The sequence below is a fragment of the Leeuwenhoekiella palythoae genome (genome assembly GCF_020310025.1).
GTDB lineage: Bacteria > Bacteroidota > Bacteroidia > Flavobacteriales > Flavobacteriaceae > Leeuwenhoekiella > Leeuwenhoekiella palythoae.
This window is the reverse complement of record NZ_CP084318.1, coordinates 1,776,543-1,795,905: the sequence shown is the minus strand read 5'-3', so window position 1 is coordinate 1,795,905 and position 19,363 is coordinate 1,776,543. Positions and strand designations below refer to the sequence as shown.

At 41.6% G+C, this 19,363-nt stretch carries 14 protein-coding genes; 8 read left to right on the top strand and 6 right to left on the bottom strand.

All coding sequences use genetic code 11. The features are described from left to right. Positions 1 to 105: 105 nt before the first annotated feature. Positions 106 to 639: a 3-hydroxyanthranilate 3,4-dioxygenase gene (locus LDL79_RS07580; protein WP_225599781.1), complete on the bottom strand. Its 534-nt coding sequence runs from the start codon at positions 637 to 639 to the stop codon at positions 106 to 108. A gap of 110 nt (positions 640 to 749) precedes the next feature. Between LDL79_RS07580 and LDL79_RS07575 the strand changes: the two genes are divergently transcribed. Next, positions 750 to 1,808 carry an isoaspartyl peptidase/L-asparaginase family protein gene (locus LDL79_RS07575; protein ID WP_225599780.1) on the top strand — a complete coding sequence of 353 codons (1,059 nt, stop codon included), beginning with the start codon at positions 750 to 752 and terminating at the stop codon, positions 1,806 to 1,808. 5 nt (positions 1,809 to 1,813) lie between these two features. Continuing rightward, on the top strand, positions 1,814 to 2,134 hold the full coding sequence (locus LDL79_RS07570; RefSeq protein ID WP_225599779.1) for an antibiotic biosynthesis monooxygenase family protein: 321 nt from the start codon (positions 1,814 to 1,816) through the stop codon (positions 2,132 to 2,134). 256 nt (positions 2,135 to 2,390) lie between these two features. Here the strand turns inward: LDL79_RS07570 and LDL79_RS07565 are convergent, their stop codons facing one another. Next, on the bottom strand, positions 2,391 to 2,888 hold the full coding sequence (locus LDL79_RS07565; protein ID WP_225599778.1) for a CAP domain-containing protein: 498 nt from the start codon (positions 2,886 to 2,888) through the stop codon (positions 2,391 to 2,393). 134 nt (positions 2,889 to 3,022) lie between these two features. Beyond that, complete coding sequence (locus LDL79_RS07560) at positions 3,023 to 3,172, bottom strand: hypothetical protein (RefSeq protein WP_225599777.1); 150 nt, start codon at positions 3,170 to 3,172, stop codon at positions 3,023 to 3,025. Between the two features lie 150 nt (positions 3,173 to 3,322). On the opposite strand from LDL79_RS07560, the gene LDL79_RS07555 reads away from it, so the two are divergent. The 6 genes from LDL79_RS07555 (at position 3,323) to LDL79_RS07530 (ending at position 17,572) form a co-directional block, all read left to right on the top strand. Continuing rightward, complete coding sequence (locus LDL79_RS07555) at positions 3,323 to 8,896, top strand: alpha-2-macroglobulin family protein (RefSeq protein ID WP_225599776.1); 5,574 nt, start codon at positions 3,323 to 3,325, stop codon at positions 8,894 to 8,896. An 8-nt stretch (positions 8,897 to 8,904) separates the two neighbouring features. Next, on the top strand, positions 8,905 to 11,271 hold the full coding sequence (gene pbpC, locus LDL79_RS07550) for a penicillin-binding protein 1C (RefSeq protein ID WP_225599775.1): 2,367 nt from the start codon (positions 8,905 to 8,907) through the stop codon (positions 11,269 to 11,271). Between the two features lie 91 nt (positions 11,272 to 11,362). Next, entirely contained in the window at positions 11,363 to 11,866 is a 504-nt protein-coding gene (locus tag LDL79_RS07545) for a GbsR/MarR family transcriptional regulator (protein ID WP_072981041.1), read from the top strand. A 14-nt stretch (positions 11,867 to 11,880) separates the two neighbouring features. Continuing rightward, a complete protein-coding gene (locus LDL79_RS07540) occupies positions 11,881 to 13,017 on the top strand; it encodes an efflux RND transporter periplasmic adaptor subunit (protein WP_167598471.1) in 1,137 nt (378 codons plus the stop codon). A gap of 15 nt (positions 13,018 to 13,032) precedes the next feature. Further along, complete coding sequence (locus tag LDL79_RS07535; RefSeq protein ID WP_225599774.1) at positions 13,033 to 16,170, top strand: efflux RND transporter permease subunit; 3,138 nt, start codon at positions 13,033 to 13,035, stop codon at positions 16,168 to 16,170. A 1-nt stretch (position 16,171) separates the two neighbouring features. Beyond that, on the top strand, positions 16,172 to 17,572 hold the full coding sequence (locus LDL79_RS07530; RefSeq protein WP_225599773.1) for an efflux transporter outer membrane subunit: 1,401 nt from the start codon (positions 16,172 to 16,174) through the stop codon (positions 17,570 to 17,572). A gap of 92 nt (positions 17,573 to 17,664) precedes the next feature. Here the strand turns inward: LDL79_RS07530 and LDL79_RS07525 are convergent, their stop codons facing one another. The 3 genes from LDL79_RS07525 to LDL79_RS07515 are packed head-to-tail and all read right to left on the bottom strand — an operon-like array spanning position 17,665 to position 19,278. Further along, positions 17,665 to 18,162 carry a YciI family protein gene (locus tag LDL79_RS07525; protein ID WP_225599772.1) on the bottom strand — a complete coding sequence of 166 codons (498 nt, stop codon included), beginning with the start codon at positions 18,160 to 18,162 and terminating at the stop codon, positions 17,665 to 17,667. Further along, the gene (locus LDL79_RS07520; RefSeq protein WP_225599771.1) at positions 18,153 to 18,623 is read right to left on the bottom strand and encodes a CYTH domain-containing protein; all 471 of its coding nucleotides are present in this window, start codon (positions 18,621 to 18,623) and stop codon (positions 18,153 to 18,155) included. Before LDL79_RS07520 ends, LDL79_RS07525 begins: the two co-directional genes overlap by 10 nt. Continuing rightward, entirely contained in the window at positions 18,616 to 19,278 is a 663-nt protein-coding gene (locus tag LDL79_RS07515; protein ID WP_225599770.1) for an NAD(P)H-binding protein, read from the bottom strand. Before LDL79_RS07515 ends, LDL79_RS07520 begins: the two co-directional genes overlap by 8 nt. Positions 19,279 to 19,363: the final 85 nt, after the last annotated feature.

Genomic DNA, 19,363 nt, shown 5'->3' with positions numbered 1-19,363 from the left:
TTCGAAGTTAATAAATATCAACCTCTATTTAAAGTGAAAATTAGAAGATTAGCAAACTAAAAATGCGCCTAAAACAGCGCATTTTTAAATCATGTAACATTCCTACTATTCTACAAATCGAGCATCAGCCTCCATCACCGTACCGCACTTATCGCAGGTACGTAATTCTTCGCTTCCATAGAATACTTTAAAGTGTTTCAAAAAGTCTTTCTCGATATCATTCAGCGGAAAATAAACCTCATAGAGTTTGTGATTGCAATTATCACAAAACCATAATAAACCGTCTTTTCCGTCAAGATCTGCGCGTTTTCGTTCAACAACAAGACCTATAGAGCCTGCTTTACGCACCGGAGAATGCGGCACTTTTGCCGGATGCAAATACATATCGCCGGGACCTAATTGCATCGTTCGCTTTTCGCCTTCGTCTTGCACGTGCACTTCGATTTCACCTTCTAGTTGATAAAACAACTCTTCGGTCTCATTATAATGATAATCCTTTCGGGCATTAGGTCCCGCAACCACCATAACGATATAATCATCTGCGTCTTTATATAAATTTTTATTCCCAACCGGTGGTTTTAATAAATCCCGGTTTTCTTCAACCCATTGGGTTAAGTTAAAAGGTTTTGCAATAGCCATAATCTCGTATTTAGGCTAAAATTACAACATAATAAAGTGGGATAAAACAATAGCGACACAGAGTTTCTCAAAGGTTTTTCTGTATTTTAGAAGCTTAAAACTCAATTTTTATGAAGTCATTGCTACCTGTTTTATTGCTAAGTTTTTTGTGTTTCGCTTGTAAACAAGAAAACGCGCCTCAAACAACTGTTGAACCAACTCCCCAACAACAAGAATTTGCCATTATCATACACGGCGGAGCAGGCACGATTCTTAAAAAGAATATGACTGATTCTATGGAACAGGCTTATAAAGCTAAGCTTACTGAGGCCATCAAAACTGGCTATGAGATCCTTAAAAATGGTGGAAACAGTCTTGAAGCGGTACAACGCACTATAAATGTGATGGAAGATTCTCCGCTGTTCAATTCGGCTAAAGGTGCGGTGTTTACTCACGATGGTAAAAATGAACTAGACGCTTCTATTATGGATGGTGCGACTCTAAATGCGGGTGCGGTTGCCGGCGTTACCACAGTGAGAAACCCGATCAATCTAGCCTACGAGGTGATGACAAATTCTGAACATGTGATGCTTAGCGGCAAAGGCGCAGAAACTTTTGCTAAAGAAAAAGGCATTGAACTCGTTGACCCGTCTTACTTTTTTACTCAGAATAGATACGATGCACTGCAACGTGCGCTTGATCGCGAAAAGCAAGATTCTGTAAGCAAAGCAACTGCTTTTTATGATCCTTATATTAAGGATGAAAAATTTGGTACTGTTGGCTGCGTAGCATTAGATAAAAACGGAAATATTGCCGCAGGAACTTCGACCGGAGGGATGAGCAACAAGCGTTATAACCGCATCGGTGATTCGCCAATCATTGGCTCCGGGACGTATGCAAATAATGCAACGTGCGGCGTGTCTTCAACCGGCTGGGGAGAGTATTTCATCCGTGGTCAGGTGGCTTACGATATCAGCGCGCAAATGGAATATGCTGAAAAAAGTCTGTCTGAAGCTACAGCAAATGTAATTCAAGAAAAGTTGACCAAACTTGGTGGTACCGGCGGAATTGTCGCACTAGATCACTACGGAAACCCTTCGATGGAATTTAATACCGAAGGAATGTATCGAGCTTATATGAATGACCAAGGCGAATTGACTCTTGGTATTTACAAAGAAAACGAAAACTAGTTCTCGTGGAGCTCACTGAAGATCAATCGTATTACGCCGTAATTTTTACATCAATTCAATCTAAAAACACTTCAGGCTACGCCGAAATGGCTAGCAAGATGGAAGCGCTTGCACAAAAGCAACCGGGTTATCTGGGAATGGAACATGCCCGAAGCGAACTAGGGATTACCATATCCTATTGGAAAACCGAAGCCGCCATCGCCGGTTGGAAAAATCAAGTAGATCATCTAGTAGCGCAAAAAACCGGAAAAGCCAAATGGTACTCAAAATATTCGGTACGCGTGTGTAAAGTAGAACGTGAATATCATTTTAATACGGAAAACTAAGGTATTAACCTACCTCAACTATTTAATCATGAAAAAACCCTTAAGTAAAAACTTAAGGGTTTTTCAGTAAGTAATTCTCGCGAGGAGAAAAGCGAAACAGCAGGCCCCCACCTGCTGCATCTAACATAACAAAACCAACTTAAAGCTGTAAATTTTGTAAATATGTTGTGTGTCGTAATTGATTTTGCGACCTGTTGGGTCAGGTCATTGGGGGATTTAAGATTTGGGGGTTAAACTGCTTAAAATTATAAGCGTTTTATTTTGTGATAAAAATTTGAGTAAAGAATGCAATACCTTTTTCATTCTTCACAACCGAAAGACCGCTGTGAGTAAAGTTACCTTCAATCGCTTCTTTATGACTTTCACTCTTCAACCAAGCAGCAACTACTTCTTGTGCGCTACGGTATCCGTAAGCTACATTTTCACTTACACGTGCTGCACCTTTCGCTTTTAAATAATCTGAACGTTGGAAGAAATTATCGTGGCTGATCTCATTTTTAGTAGCCATATACTTTGAGTGCTCAATCGCCTTCACTTTAGAATCGTTATTAAAGGCTAATTCAGAAAGGCCAATGCTTGAGCGGTGTTTGTTTACTTCCACAAGAATTTCTTGTGCAAAAGCGTCTTCAACAGTTAGATCTGCAGAAACTTCTAATGCTGCTTCATCATTAGTCATTAGCTCTTCATCTTGTGAACAGCTGGTAAGGAAAATGGCAAAAGTGATCGCCAACAAGTTGGTTGTAAAAGTTCTCATGATTTGGGGTTTATGAGTTATGTTGGTACAAACATAAGTAGGATTTTTTACCCCTACAACACTTCAACCGTTATTTTGTGTATTTCATCGATTATTTGTCTAATTTTAACAAATTTAAGCTAAAATTTAACACTTTACAGCGTTCTAAAATGCACTTTATCGATGATTGAAAAGAGTGCTTTATCGATTACCAACGCAAAACTATGCGTTTCATCGATAATTAAATGTACTTCTTCGTTGTTTGTTTTATCAACTCTTATTTTGTAAGACAAATTGAGTAGCATTTCCATATAAATTTTATACAAGTACAATAAAACAAGACCTTTAGCAACGCTCTTCTTGCTAATGCCCTAGTAAAATCTGTAAACAATTACAGTACTTCCACGATAAATACAGTAATTTTCAGTTCTTAAAGTATTCTGATACTTCTTCCTATGAAAACCACTAAATTTCTCTATATCGCTCTTGTCTTTATTTCTGTACTTTCTTGTACAAAAACAAAACCTGAGCCGGATAATATTTTTCGTTTCAAAGAATATATCGCCTTCAATACGTTTGGCGAGGTTTCTATTGCCTCACCCATTCGCGTGGTTTTGGCTCAGCCCACTGATCAGTACCAAAACAATCAAGAAATTCCGTCAGAGTATCTGGTAATTAATCCTAAGACTGAAGGTTCATTTTATATAGAAAATGGCTCAACCCTGCTTTTTAAGCCCGAAGAACCTTTACGCCCGGACACAGAATACAGCGTAACACTTAAATTGAGTCGGTTTTTTGAAGACATAGATCCCGAATACAAAAATTACACGTTTGGGTTTAAAACCATCACGCCTAATTTTAAGCTAAACTTAGGTAATCTGCAGTCGTATTCTAAAGAATGGCAGTACCTCACGGGCTCTGTAGAAACCTCAGATCAGGTTGATGCTACACTAGCCAGTCAACTCGTGCGCGCTTCCCAAGAAGGAAAAAATCTGCACATCGACTGGCCGAATGAGCAACAAAACGGCACCTTTTTTAATTTTACTATAGACAGTATTCACCGCAAAAAAGAGAATTCGCAGATACGCATTGCTTGGGATGGTGAACCTATTGAAAGTACTACGCAAGGTCAAAGCACTTTAAATATTCCCGGCCAAGCTCAATTTACTGTGGTTGATGTAGTGAGTGCTTTAAGTCCGGAAAGTGTAATAAGTGTTAATTTTTCTGATCCGCTGATGATGGAACAGAACTTTGAAGGGCTTGTTCAGTTAGACAGTTTGACAAACCTGCGCTACGAAGTACAGGGTAATGTGCTCAATATTTATCCCAAGCAACCGGTTTCTGGCGCGCTAGACCTCACGCTAAATAAAGGAATTAAAAATGCTGAAGGCGTGGCACTACCCGCTACGTATGCTCAAAAAATATCTTTTCAACAACTTAAACCTCAAGTACGCTTACTCTATAAAGGAAGCATTTTACCCGCTTCGATGAAAACACCACTTTACTTTGAGGCAGTAAATCTATCTGCGGTTGACGTGCGTGTGATCAAAGTTTTTGAAGATAATATGCTTCAGTATTTGCAAGAGTCAAATCTCAACAGCACTTCGACTTATGATTTACAACGCGTAGGAAGACGTGTCGCTAAAAAGACCATTCCTCTAATCAATAACAGCATTGGCCAAACCGGATTATGGAAAGCCTATGCCGTTGATCTTTCAGAATTATTTAAAGCAGATCCTGGAGCTATGTATCGGGTTGAATTCAGTTTTGATCAAAAATACAGCCTGTACCCGTGTAGCGATGACGCTGAAGAAATTACCAGAAGTAAAGAAGACATCTACCTTGAAGAATCTTACGAAGATTATTACAAGACCAATCTGGATAACGAAGAAGAAGAACGAGAAGAGCGCTATTGGGATAACGAATTGTATTCTTGGAGAAATAGGGTGTACAACTGGGAAGAAGAGGACAACCCTTGCCACCCGGCTTATTACAATGAAGAGCGGTTTGCACAGACTAACATTATAGGTTCTGATCTTGGTTTGATCGTAAAAGAAAGCGACAACGGCTCTTATGATTTTGTGACTAGTAACCTCCTGACCGCTGCTCCGGAAATAGGTGTAGACATCAGAATTTACAACTATCAACAGCAACTTATTAAAAATCTAAAAACAGATTTAAAAGGTTTTGCTTCATTTAAAAGTGATAAAAATGCAGCCTTTGTGGTCGCACAACAACGCAACAATTTTGCTTATGCCAAGCTAGATGATGGGAATGCACTATCGCTAAGTAATTTTAATATTGCCGGAACACAACTGCAAAAAGGTCTGCGCGGTTTTATATATACTGAACGCGGCGTACATCGCCCAGGAGACAGCATTCATCTTAGCTTTGTTCTCAATGACATTGCCAACCCATTACCTAAAGAACACCCTGTAAAACTCGAGGTGACAGATGCCCGAGGAAAACTAGTGCAGCGCACCTTGTTGAGTTCAACGCTGACTAATAAAAATGTTTCCGGCGGAAGCAGCCACGGATTTTATTATTTCCCAATCCCAACTAAAAGCACTGATCCTACAGGAAATTGGCACGCGACCATAAGCGTGGGAGGAGTTCAATTTTCAAAAACCTTACGCGTCGCTACAGTAAAGCCTAACCGATTAAAAATCGCTCTTGATTTTAATTCTGAAATACTATCGACTAAAGAACCACTTACCGGAAGCATTTCTGCCCAATGGCTTCACGGTGCCGTAGCCCGAAACTTAAAAGCAGAGCTAACCACGACCTTAACAGCTACCGAAGCTTCCTTTAAAAATTATGAGCAGTATCGTTTTACAGATCCTGTGCGAAAGTTTTCTGAAGTAGAGTTGCCGCTGCTTAAAGACAAAACGCTTGATGCCAATGGTAAACTTAATTTCAATCAAAAAATTGAATTGAGTAACAAAGCTCCGGGAATGCTAAAAGCCAACTTTTTGACCAAGGTCTTTGAAGGAGGTGGCGATTTTTCGGTAGATGTTTTTTCTAAAACGATCGCTCCATACACCCATTTCGTTGGGCTTAAAGCCCCTGAGCCTCAAAAATATGATGCTTATTTTACAGATGAAGACGTTCAGTTTGATCTCGTAAGCCTTACTGAAGCCGGTAAACCTTCCCCTAATCGCAACCTACAGGTTCAACTGTTTAAAATGGAATGGCGCTGGTGGTACAGTCGCGGCTACGATAATCTATCGCGGTATGAGAATACTTCGGTGTATAAACCTGTTCAGGATTTTGAAGTAACCACTAACACTAAAGGAAAAGCCTCAGCAAAGATCAATGTTCCCGAGAAAGATGGTGGCCGTTATTTACTGCGTGTGATAGATAAAGAAGCAGGGCATGCCACCGGACTCATCACCTATTTTTACCGTAATTGGAGCAATGCACCTTCAGCAAATGCAGAAAGTGCAAAAATGCTGATCTTCAATGCAGATAAAGAACAGTACACGGTAGGCGAAGAAGCCGTGATCAAATTTCCTTCCGCAGAAGCCGGAAACGCATTGGTAAGTTTAGAAAATGGTACTGAAGTTCTTTCAAAACAATGGGTAAAAACCACCAAAGAAGAAACGGTAGTACGCATCCCGATCACCAAGGCAATGGCTCCAAATGTTTACGTACACATCAGCCTGCTGCAACCACACGCACAAACACTGAACGACAGGCCTATACGCCTTTATGGCGTCATTCCGCTATTAGTAGAAGATCCGCAAACCGTATTGCAACCTCAACTTAGCATGCCGCAAGAATTAAAACCCGAAACGGATTATACCATCAAAGTCAGCGAAGCGTCAAATAAAGAGATGACTTATACTTTGGCCGTGGTTGACGAAGGATTGCTTGATCTAACACGTTTTGCAACACCTGATATTCACAAAGCATTTTATGCCCGCCAGGCTTTAGGGGTTAAAACATTTGATATTTATGATTATGTCATTGGCGCTTACTCGGGAAGTGTTGATAATATTTACGCAATAGGTGGTGGTGATGTGGCCGCAGGTGCTAAAAACCGAAAAGCACAGCGTTTTAAACCGGTAGTACAATTTTTAGGTCCGTTTCATTTAGAAGCAGGCCAGAAGGCCTCTCATAAATTGCATATGCCTAATTATGTAGGCTCGGTACGCACGATGTTAATTGCAGGAGATAACGCCACCGGCGCCTACGGAACCACTGAAAAAACAACTCCAGTGCGTAAACCTCTAATGGTTTTAGCTTCTATTCCTCGCAGATTGGCTCCGGGAGAACAACTCACATTGCCCGTCACGGTTTTTGCAATGGACGATAACGTGAAGCAAACTACCATAACCGTCAAAAGCAGTAGCGCCCTCAAAGCGATTGGTGCCAAATCGAAAACAATCAGGTTTAGCCAGCCCGGCGAAACTATGGTAAATTTTGAGTTTGAGGTACTTGAAGCCCAAGCACCTCAGCGTTTTGAGATCCTCGCAAAAGGAGGTGGTGAACAGGCTAGTTATGAGGTAACTCTTGATGTAGAAAACCCAAACCCTATTTCACAGAAAGCAACCTATTATACGCTGGAGCCCGATGCCGAATTGTCTGTAGATTTTACGCCCTTTGGTGTTGCTGGAAGCAATGGTGCAACCCTAGAGTTCTCTACCTTACCTCAAATAGACTTTACCAAACGTCTTCAATATTTGATAGATTACCCTTATGGTTGTGCTGAACAAACAACATCAAGTGGCTTCCCGCAGCTGTATCTTGCATCGATCTTTGATTTAGAAAACTCTCAAAATCAAGAAACCGTAAAAAATATCAAAGCGACGTTAGATCGTCTTGGTATGCTGCAAAATCCATCTGGTGGTGTAAGCTATTGGCCGGGTGAACGAGAGTCTGATGCCTGGGCTACCAGTTATGCCGGTCATTTTATTTTAGAGGCCCAAAAGCAAGGGTATGCTCCGCCTATAACCTTTCTTTCTAACTGGCTGAACTATCAGAAAAATGCAGCTAAACAATGGCGCAATGGTGCTACCTCATACAACAGCAGTTTGACCCAAGCATACCGACTTTACACTTTAGCTCTAGCCGGGCAGCCGGAATTGGCTGCGATGAACCGCTTGCGTGAATCGGGTGAATTGAACAATGATTCCAGATGGCGCTTGGCGGCTGCCTATGCGTTAGCTGGTAAAAAACAAGTGGCACAAGAACTCGTTAATAACGCATCTTTAGATTTTGCTACAAAAAGAGAACTTCAGTACACCTATGGTTCTGTCTTAAGAAATAAAGCGATGGCTTTAGAAACAATGGTTCTACTGAATGACTCCAGACAAAATGATTTGGCTAACAGTATTGCTAAAGAACTAAACGCCGCCACTTGGCACAGCACGCAAACTACGGGCTTTGCGTTATTGAGTTTGTCTAAGATGTTAATCGCCAACGGCGGAAAAACCATTGACGTAACGGCAGCAGATCAAACCTTAAATTCCACTAACGGATTTGCTAGAAAAGCACTAAAGGTTACTGAAGGAAAGAATACCCTGACTATTAAAAACAAAGAAAGCAATCGTGTCTATGTAAGCTTGATTCAACAGGGGCAATTACCTTTGGGCAAGGAGCTAGCAAGCCAAAACAACTTGATTCTAAACACCCAATTCTTAGACGGAAATGGCAAGAAAATAGACGTTAGCAATCTGCGACAAGCCACCGGGATTACCGCAAAGATCACGGTGACCAATCCTACGCTAAACGCCGTTGATAATGTGGCTTTATCTCAAATTTTTCCGAGTGGATGGGAAATTGTAAATACAAGTTTTACCAGTCTAAATGGTGGTGCCAGTGGTCAATCACGCTATAAGGATATTAGAGATGATCAGGTGAATTTCTATTTTGACCTAAAGCCTAAAGCAACGCGCACCTTTACGGTAGACCTCAATGCTTCCTTCTTGGGAACCTATTATCTTCCGGGTACTCAAGTTGAGGCGATGTACGATCGGGATTATTTTGCACGTTCAAAAGGACAATGGGTTGAAGTAAAACAATAAGAGTCGGTTTGAAGTTCAAAAGCCTTCGCGGTAACCTCTACGCTTGGTGCAAGAAGTATAAAATTGCGCTAGCGGTGCTTTTAGTTGTTTTTATCCTGTGGTTATTTGCGTTACCCAAACCTCTTTTTAATACCCCAACGGCCACGGTGGTTACCAGCGCCGAAGGCCAACTTATGGGTGCGCGTATTGCCCAAGATGGACAATGGAGATTTCCGCCGATTGATGAAGTTCCTCCTCGTTTTGAGACTTGTATTTTAAATTTTGAGGACGCCTATTTTTATAAGCACCCCGGATTTAATGCTGTTTCCATGACTAAAGCTTTTTGGCAAAACCTAACTACTTCTAAAAGACGTGGAGGTAGCACCATAACCCAACAAGTCATACGGCTTTCCCGCAACAACCCTGACCGCACCTATTTTGAAAAACTTCTTGAAACCTTTCTTGCTACACGTTTAGAGGCCGGTTACTCTAAAAAAGAAATTTTAAATTTTTACGCTTCCCAAGCTCCTTTTGGTGGTAATGTCGTGGGCTTGCAAAGTGCCAGTTGGCGGTATTTTGGCATTGAGCCTAGCGAGCTCAGCTGGGGCCAGGCAGCGGCACTCGCGGTGCTTCCCAATGCTCCTGCGCTTGTATTTCCGGGGAAAAACGAATTGATTCTTGAAGCTAAGCGAAATCGCCTCTTAAAAAAACTACATAAAGAAGGCATTATTGACGCAACCACTTACGAGTTGGCTATTGCAGAAAGTCTTCCGGGGAAACCTTTAGAGCTTCCGGATATCGCCTCGCATTTCACCGAACGGCTGGCCCGGGAACGTCAAGGCGAGCGCATTAATAGCACGTTGCAATTCAATCTTCAAAAACGCGTGAATCAAATCTCCGAAGAAGCCCATTATAGATTGAATCAAAATCAAATACACAATTTAGCGGTTCTGATTTTAGATGTAAATACCAGAGAAGTGTTGAGTTATGTCGGCAACGCTCCTACCACTAAAGAACACGCAAACTATGTAGATATCATCAGAAGCAACCGCAGCACCGGCAGTACATTAAAGCCCTTTTTATATGCGGCTTTAATGGGGGAAGGTCAATTGTTGCCTCATAGCTTGGTCGCTGATGTTCCCACGAGTATCAACGGGTACAATCCGCAAAATTTTGATCAGAGTTATCAAGGTGCTGTGCCTGCCTCTCAAGCTTTAGCGCGCTCCCTCAATGTTCCCGCTGTAACGCTTCTTCAAGAATACGGACTCCAAAAATTTTACAATAAGCTGCATCAGTTGCATTTTAAAACCATCAAGCGACCGGCAGATTATTATGGATTATCCTTGATTCTTGGCGGTGCCGAAAGCAATCTTTGGGACCTTACCAACGCTTACGCCGGATTAGCAGCAACACTCAATCACTTCAATGATACTTCCAGCGAATATCCGCAGCAGGCATTTCAAGAGCCTGTGTACATTCAAGATTCAAATTATAATTATGGCGAAAAAATGCCAAATCCCGAAGTGCTTGACGCGGGAGCGATTTACAAAACTTTAGAAGCTTTAAAAGAAGTGAACCGCCCTCAGGGCTCAGAAAACTGGGAGTTTTTTACCGATGCGCAACCGCTAGCCTGGAAAACCGGAACCAGCTATGGATTTAAAGATGCTTGGGCAGTAGGTGTGACCCCAAAATATGCCATTGGGGTTTGGGTAGGTAATGCAGACGGAGAAGGCAGACCGGGAATCACGGGCGTCGAAGCCGCAGCGCCAATTCTTTTTGACGTGCTCAACCTTTTGCCTAATGCTTCTTGGTTTGAAACACCTTATGACGAACTTGTAGAAGCTTCGGTTTGCACGCAAAGCGGCAATCTTGCCGGGTTGTATTGCCCAGAAACCACAACAGAATGGATTCCTAAGAATGGGACGCGTACAACGGCCTGCTCCTACCATAAGCAAGTAATTTTAAATGAAGCGCGTAGTTTACAAGTTAATGCGAACTGTTACCCCATAGGAAAACTCATTGCAGAATCCTGGTTTGATCTGCCAACCGTTTGGGAATACTATTACGCACCGCTACATCCGGAATATAAAACCCTGCCTCCTTTTGCACCCGGATGCTCCCCTGAAGAACAAGCTGTGATGGCCTTTATTTTTCCTAAAAAAGGAGAGCAAATTTTACTTCCGAAGGATTTCAGCGGCACACAAGAAGTAGTTTTCAAACTTGCACATCGTGATCCTGACATTACAGTTTATTGGTATTTAGATGGCATTTATGTGGGTTCTACAACTACATTTCACGAGCTTTCCATGGCTTTAAAGCCCGGAAAATACACGATTTCGGCAACTGACGCGCAGGGCAACACGCAGGCGCAAACGTTAGAAATAAGGCCTGCCTAGTTTTAACTTTTCTCTTAACAAAATTTTATAGTACGCTTGGTTCGGTTTTTTCCGAACCAATACTAATTTTGCTCGTTCAAATGATCAAGATATGGAGTTGGAAGCGCTGAATGAAGAAAAACAATTGTTGATAGAACGCCTAGGTGTTCACATAGAGAAAAAGGATAATATACCGCCACTTGCTGCGCGTATTGTTTCGACTTTGATCCTAACCGGAAAAAAAGGCTGCACTTTTGAAGAATTGGTCACCAATCTTCAAGCCAGTAAAAGCACGGTTTCTACCCATCTTAACAACCTTCAGCATTTAAAAACCATCACCTATTACACGGTTTGTGGAGATCGCAAGAAGTATTTCATCATGAACCCGAACAGTATGATCATTCATATGGGGGAAATGCTTGATACTTGGGAGAAAGAAAAGCATCTTCATATCGCAATAATGAATTATAAAGAGAAGATAAATCAAGTAGATCCTGAAAACATCGATTTGCATTTTGACCTCGAGTTTCATCTGGATTACCTCAACTACCTAGAGCAAGCGAGTGAATCTTTAAAACGCATACGCGAAAGACTTTTAGAAAAGAACAAACAATAAATAAATCCTCAACCATGAAAAAAAGAATATTTAATTATCTCATTCCCGCCCTACTGGGAGTTCTTGTTACTACCTCCTGTGGAGAAGACAAGTCATCTGGTGAGGCTCAGGCGCAAGCTCAACAAGCGCAAAAATTACCTGTAATTAGTATCCCACAACAAACGCTTACCGGTTACAGTTCATACCCTGCCAGTATAGAAGGTATTGTAAACAGCGGCGTGCGTGCTAAAATACAAGGTTATATTTCTAATGTACTTGTAGATGAAGGAGCAAAGGTTCGCAAAGGTCAGGCGCTCTTTAAACTAGAGACTCAATCTTTAAGCCAGGATGCTAATGCTGCACGAGCTAATGTAAATGCTGCTCAGGTTGAAGTTGACAAGCTGAAACCCCTTGTAGACAAAGGCATCATCAGTAATGTGCAATTAGAAACTGCTAAAGCGCAACTAGAGCAGGCTAAAAGTAATTATGAAAGTATCGCAGCAAACATTAGCTACGCTACGGTAAAAAGTCCGGTAGACGGTTATGTAGGAGCAATACCGTATCGCGAAGGAGCATTGGTAGGACCTACTGACACTACACCACTTACCACAGTTGCTGATATTGAGCAGGTATATGCTTTCTTCTCTATGAATGAGTCTGAATATTTAAACTTTATTCAGAAAACAGAAGGTGCCTCACTTCAGGAAAAAATTGAAAATTTCCCGGAGGTTACTCTGGTTCTTGCCAATGGTAAAGAATATGAGCAAAAAGGTAAGATTCAGACGGTTACGGCGCAAGTAGATCGTACTACCGGTACGGTAAGCTTTAGAGCTATTTTTGACAACCCTAACCAACTTATCACTAACGGTAACAGCGGAACCTTAAAAATTCCTATTGAATATAAAGATGTACCTGTAGTACCGCTAAACTCTACGTTTGAGCAACAAGGTAAAATCATTGCTTACAAAGTTAGCGATGACAACAAAGCCCAGACAGCTGAAATAATTACGCGTGCTACCATTGGTAATTTATATGTGGTTGAATCTGGCGTACAAGCCGGAGATAAAATTATTGCGAAAGGGGCTAACAAAGTACGTCCCGGCACGGCACTAGAACCTCAAGAAGTTCCTTTTGACAGTATTGCCAAACCTGTGGAGAAATTATTTCAATAAAAAGAAGCTGAAATCATGTTAAAAACATTTATAGAAAGACCTGTACTTTCTACCGTAATCTCTATTATCATAGTGATTCTGGGAGTACTAGGACTTACCTCATTACCGGTAGAACAATATCCTGATATTGCTCCGCCCACCGTTCAGGTGACTGCTACCTATACCGGTGCCAGTGCCGAAACCATTCTAGAAAGTGTGATCATCCCTATTGAAGAACAAATCAACGGGGTTGAAGGAATGGACTATATTACTTCTACTGCTACCAATAATGGTACAGCAGAAATCACGGTATATTTTGATCAGGACACAGACCCAGATATTGATGCGGTAAACGTTCAGAACCGTGTGGCACTTGCTAGTCCGCTTTTACCGCAAGAGGTAACACAAGCGGGTGTTGTTACTCAAAAACGCCAGACAGGATCATTGATGTTTATGTCTATGTATTCTACAAACCCTGAATACGACGCGACCTTTATCAACAACTACCTTAACATTAACGTAGTGCCTGCCTTTAAGCGTATTAATGGTGTAGGTGATGTTAACGTATTCTCGCAGCAAGATTATGCAATGCGTATTTGGTTAAAGCCAGATCGTTTAAAAGCTTATAATCTCGTACCTGCCGATGTTACTGCAGCACTTAACGAGCAAAGTTTAGAAGCAGCTGCCGGTACTTTAGGACAAAACAATGGGGAAACTTTTTCATATACCATTAAATATCCCGGGCGCTATAAAGAAGAAGGTCAATATCAAGATATTATCATTAAAGCCCTTGACAATGGCCAATTCTTAAGATTAAAAGATGTTGCAGATATTCAGCTTGATGCACAAACGTATAGTGCGAGTTCGCAGACAAAAGGATACCCAAGTGTAAGTTTTGCGATATATCAAACTAAGGGTTCTAATGCTCAGGAAATTATTGAAACCGTAATGGGCGAATTAGAAACCATTGAGGCCAACCTTCCGGAAGGTCTTGAGGTTTTTATTCCGTATAACACCAATGAATTCTTAGAAGCGTCTGTTGAAAAAGTGGTCCATACCTTAATCGAGGCCTTTATACTCGTATTTATTGTGGTATTTATCTTCTTACAAGATTTTAGATCTACTTTAATTCCGGCAATTGCGGTACCGGTATCTATTGTAGGTACGTTCTTCTTCCTGAATCTCTTTGGGTACTCTATAAACCTACTTACGTTATTTGCACTGGTACTGGCTATTGGTATTGTGGTGGATGATGCGATTGTAGTTGTTGAAGCCGTTCACGCAAAGATTGACGAAGGAGCAAAAAGTGCCAAATCTGCGACGACGACTGCTATGCACGAAATTTCGGGAGCGATCATCTCGATTACGCTGGTAATGGCAGCAGTATTTATTCCGGTAACTTTTATCACAGGACCTACCGGGGTTTTCTATGAGCAATTTGGTATTACTCTTATTGTTGCGATTATAATTTCGGCGATTAACGCATTAACGTTGAGTCCGGCTTTGTGTGCGCTATTCTTAAAAGCACATGATGAAGAGGAAGAACATAAGAAAAAAAGCTTCCTTCAGCGTTTTTATGACAAGTTCAATAAAGGTTTTGACGCCACAATTAAACGCTACGGAAGTTCGCTTCAATTTTTATACAAAAGAAAGTGGATCACTTTTGCTATGCTTATTTTAGCCGGTGTAGGGATCTATTGGTCTGCCACTACTACCCGTACAGGGTTTGTACCTAATGAAGATCGTGGAGTATTGTTTATAGATCTTTCTCTTGCCCCGGGGTCGTCTCTTGATCGTACCAATGAAGCGGTAACCGACTTATACAACAAGATTAAAGATGTACCGGGTATTGAAGGTGTAAGTACCGTTGCAGGACGTGGTTTGATCAGTGGTCAAGGTAGCAACAACGCTTTAGGATTTATCAAACTTAATGACTTCTCAGAACGTGAAGAAGATTCGCTTTCTGTAGATGCGATTACTGCAAAACTCTTTGGAATTGCAGCAGGATATCCTGACGCCAACATAATTTTCTTTGCGCCTCCAAGTATTCCAGGTTTTAGTATTTCTTCTGGAGTTGAAGTTAACCTACTTGACCGTGCTAGTGGCTCGATCACAGATCTTGACCAGGCTAATCAGGAATTTATGGGCAACATTATGGCGCACCCTGAAGTTCAATATGCACAGTCTTCGTTCAACACCAGATATCCACAATATCAAATGGATATCAACGTACCGCTGGCAAAACAGACCGGCGTTGCGATCAGCGATATATTCTCTTCGCTACAAGGCTACATTGGTGGAATTTACGCAGCAGATTTTTCTCGCTTTGGTAAACAATACCGTGTGTACATCCAGGCCTATCCTGACTATCGCGCAGATACTGATGATTTGAACTCTATGTATATCAGAACCAGTGCCGGCGACATGACACCATTGAGCGAATATGTAAGTTTTGAACGAGTTTATGGGCCACAAGCGGTTACGCGTTTCAACCTATTCAATTCAACTAAAGTGAATGTTTCGATGAACCCGGGATATAGTTCGGGAGACGGTATTTCTATTGTTGAAGCCGAAGCAGCAAAACTGGCCAATAATTATGATATCGCGTATTCAGGTCTTACACGTGAAGAAGTAAGTGCAGGAAGCCAAACTATCGTGGTATTCTTACTTTGTGTAGTTTTTGTATACTTCTTACTTTCGGCGCAGTACGAGAGTTACCTGCTGCCGTTAGCCGTGATCTTATCGCTTCCGCTAGGTATTTTTGGAGCCTTTTTCTCGACCAAAGTAATGGGTCTTGAGAACAACATCTACTTCCAGATTGCACTTATAATGCTGGTGGGGCTGCTGGCCAAAAACGCGATTCTTATCGTAGAATTTGCCATACAGCGGCGTAAAAACGGGGAGTCTATAGTAGACTCTGCTATTGATGGTGCTAAGGCACGACTACGACCTATTCTGATGACTTCTTTTGCCTTTATTCTAGGTTTAATGCCGTTAGTACTCGCTACAGGTGTTGGTGCCGAAGGTAACCGCTCTATTGGTACCGGTGCGGTAGGTGGTCTTTTGATAGGAACCCTGCTTGGTGTTTTTGTCATCCCTATCTTATACATCATGTTCCAGTGGCTACAAGAAAAGATCTCAGGAACTCCAACTCAAACCGAAGAAACTCATTAATATGAAAAAGCAATTAATATATAGATTATTGTTAATCGCTTCTGTTCCTATGCTGCTGGCTTCTTGCTTTGCAGCTAAGGAATATGAGCGTCCTCAAGAATTGATCGATGAAACCTACTACCGCACCGATGCTATTGAGCAAGACAGCACAAATATGGCAGTGGTTTCTTGGAAAGAGTTATTTTCTGACCCTACCTTACAGTCTTATATTGAGACTGGTCTTGAGAACAATATAGACATCAGAGTCGCGGTACAACAAATTCTTGCCGCAGAGGCTTATTTTAAACAAGGTAAAGCAGGATATTTTCCAACACTTGATGCCACCGCACAATTGACGCACCAAGAGCTTTCTTCTAATAGTCAGTTTGGTGGTTTGTTCTCTTCTCTTGATCAGTATGAATTAAGCGGTAGTCTTTCTTGGGAAGCCGATATCTGGGGAAAAATCAGAAGTAATAAGCGCGCATACGGAGCGCAGTATTTGCAAACTGTAGAAGCGCACAAGGCTGTAAAAACCCAATTGGTGGCGATGATCGCTTCCTCATATTATCAGCTTTTGGCTTTAGATGAGCAATTGCGCGTTACCGAAGAAACCATTGAAACGCGCAGCAGCAGTCTAGAAACTACTAAAGCTCTAAAAGAGGCTGGTAATGTGACCGAAGTAGGTGTTAAACAAACCGAAGCGCAACTCTATACAGCTCAAGCTTTACGAATTGATCTATTGAATCAGATACGTTTGTTAGAGAACAGTTTTTCTATTCTTTTAGCACAGCAACCGGGCGCTATCACTCGCGGAAGTTTGCGTGAGCAGCGCATAGAAACTCCTTTAAAAACCGGAGTTCCTTCTCAGTTGTTAAGCAATAGACCTGACGTGCGCGCTTCAGAATTTGCACTTATCAACGCTTTTGAACTTACTAATGTAGCGCGTAGCAGCTTTTACCCCTCACTTACGTTGAGTGCGACAGGCGGTTTGCAAGCGCTACAGTTAGATCAATTGTTTGATACAAATTCACTTTTTGCTACACTTATTGGCGGACTAACGCAGCCTATTTTTAACCGAAGAGCTATTAAAACGCAATATGAAGTGGCTCAAGCACAACAGGAGCAAGCACGCCTTCAATTTAAGCAAGCCTTGCTCACTGCTTCTCAGGAAGTTTCTGACGCGTTATACACCTATCAGGCTTCAACCGAAAAATTAGAAGTAAAACGCAACGAGTTTGAATCGTACAATACGGCTACCGAATATTCTGAAGAGCTATTAAACAATGGTCTTGCTAATTATTTAGAAGTGTTAACCGCGAGAGAAAACGCGCTAAACTCAAGTCTTGACCTTATAGATACACGATTAACGCAACTACAATCTGTAGTTGACCTTTACGAAGCCTTAGGCGGAGGCTGGCAATAAATCTCAAATCGCCTTTCATTCCTGAATTGTAAAAAATCCGAAGTGCCTTATAGTGCTTCGGATTTTTTTATGGGTGTCGCACAAGTAGATTATTACCGTAACGGAAAGCCTTTTGCTGCCCACCACGGATGAATTTCAATCTGTAATCTGCCGGCTTGCACCATAGGGTCAAGGTTCGCCAGACTATCTGCCATCTGCTGTGTTGGGGTGTTATAAATTGTAATTCCGCGGATTTCTCCATCGTCACCAAAAGGCCCCGAAATATCGGCGTAGCCTAACTCATACATTCTGCCTAAATGTTCTAAATGTAGGTTTTGAAGACTGTCTGCAACTTCTTTTGGCTGATCCCGATTAGGACCGCTTTTTAAAAAAGCGATAAAATACTGCTGCATAATCACAGTATCTCTAGTCTTCTCATCAACATAATTCATCGTCAGATACCCCGCTTCTTTAAGTTCTGCTTGTAGTTCAGAAACCGTTTTGCTGTTTTCTTCCTGCAACACAGGAACTTCCTTTTCAGTTTCCTTTTCCTTACACGCCCATAACAGCAGGCTCCAAAGCCCTATTTTAACCATAGTTTTTACTTCCATAATACAAACGGATTTTTACTGAGTTGGGAGTTGTAATAACGCGGATCTCCTGTTACCTCTTCCCCTAACCAGTCTGGTTTATTAAAATCTTCGGTCGCTGACTGTAGTTCAATCTCCGCCAGAAGTAAGCCCTGGTTTTCTTCAAAAAACTCGTCTACCTCAAAGGTGTGCTGCCCCGCTTTCACGAGAAATCTCACTTTAGAAATAACTCCCGGTTCGCATAATTTGAGCAAGGCTTCGGCCTCTTCTCTGCTTATTTCTTTTTCCCACTCAAATCGCGTGGTTCCTGTGTCATCAGATTTTCCTTTAATAGTTAAAAAACCCGAGTCGTCTTTAATACGCACGCGCACGGCACGCTCAGGATTACTGTTGAGATAACCTTGTTTTATCACGTGCTCACGGAATGCTTCCGACTTAAAAGCATCGTTTTTCACTAAAAATTTACGTTCGATTTCAAGCATTATCAGCTATTTTTTGAATTTCATCTGAAGTGATTCGGGCGTTTTTATAGGAATTGAAACTTAAATAGAGCATCGTTTTCACTAAAGCTTCCGGTTTGATACTTCTAAACTTTTTCAGCGGCCCAATCAAAAACGGATTGAGTACCTTAAACACCATAATTCCTATTTTTTCTGCAGTTCGCTTTTCCTCTCGAGCTGCAGCTAGCAATGCCGGTTCTAACAAATACGTGTTATTTGGTTTTTCGGCTAAAACATCACGCTCCATCTCACCTTTTGTTTTGTTGTAAAACACCCTACTTTCAGGATCTGCCCCCAAGGCCGAAATCACAACCAAGCGCTCGATACCATTGGCTACGCAAAGTTTTGCCGCCGCCAGCGGAATTCCGTAGTCGATCTTTTGGTAGGTTTCTTTATCGCTGGTTTTAGATTGCGTGGTGCCTACACAGCAAAAAACCACATCTGCCTTAAACCTGTTTCGATGTTTGTCTAACTCGAACATATCAACAATATGCTCTTCTAACTTAGGGTGCTGTAAACCCGATTTACGGCGATGAAGACTGATTACCTTTTCAAAACGATCATCATCAAAAAGATGTCTCGCAAGTAGCGTACCGGTAACGCCTGTAATACCGAGAATGAGTGCTGTTTTTTTCAAAGTCTGTATCTAAATATGAGTATACAAGGTACAATTTGATTTTATAATCGCACAAGTGTCAAATGGTCGCGCAGTTTGGCTGAAG

Excerpts from the sequence above, each read along its gene's own strand:
- LDL79_RS07580 (WP_225599781.1), bottom strand. The coding sequence starts at position 639 with ATGGCTATTGCAAAACCTTTTAACTTAACCCAATGGGTTGAAGAAAAC.
- LDL79_RS07575 (WP_225599780.1), top strand. The coding sequence starts at position 750 with ATGAAGTCATTGCTACCTGTTTTATTGCTAAGTTTTTTGTGTTTCGCT.
- LDL79_RS07565 (WP_225599778.1), bottom strand. The coding sequence starts at position 2,888 with ATGAGAACTTTTACAACCAACTTGTTGGCGATCACTTTTGCCATTTTC.
- LDL79_RS07560 (WP_225599777.1), bottom strand. The coding sequence starts at position 3,172 with ATGCTACTCAATTTGTCTTACAAAATAAGAGTTGATAAAACAAACAAC.
- LDL79_RS07555 (WP_225599776.1), top strand. The coding sequence starts at position 3,323 with ATGAAAACCACTAAATTTCTCTATATCGCTCTTGTCTTTATTTCTGTA.
- LDL79_RS07545 (WP_072981041.1), top strand. The coding sequence starts at position 11,363 with ATGGAGTTGGAAGCGCTGAATGAAGAAAAACAATTGTTGATAGAACGC.
- LDL79_RS07540 (WP_167598471.1), top strand. The coding sequence starts at position 11,881 with ATGAAAAAAAGAATATTTAATTATCTCATTCCCGCCCTACTGGGAGTT.
- LDL79_RS07535 (WP_225599774.1), top strand. The coding sequence starts at position 13,033 with ATGTTAAAAACATTTATAGAAAGACCTGTACTTTCTACCGTAATCTCT.
- LDL79_RS07530 (WP_225599773.1), top strand. The coding sequence starts at position 16,172 with ATGAAAAAGCAATTAATATATAGATTATTGTTAATCGCTTCTGTTCCT.
- LDL79_RS07525 (WP_225599772.1), bottom strand. The coding sequence starts at position 18,162 with ATGGAAGTAAAAACTATGGTTAAAATAGGGCTTTGGAGCCTGCTGTTA.
- LDL79_RS07520 (WP_225599771.1), bottom strand. The coding sequence starts at position 18,623 with ATGCTTGAAATCGAACGTAAATTTTTAGTGAAAAACGATGCTTTTAAG.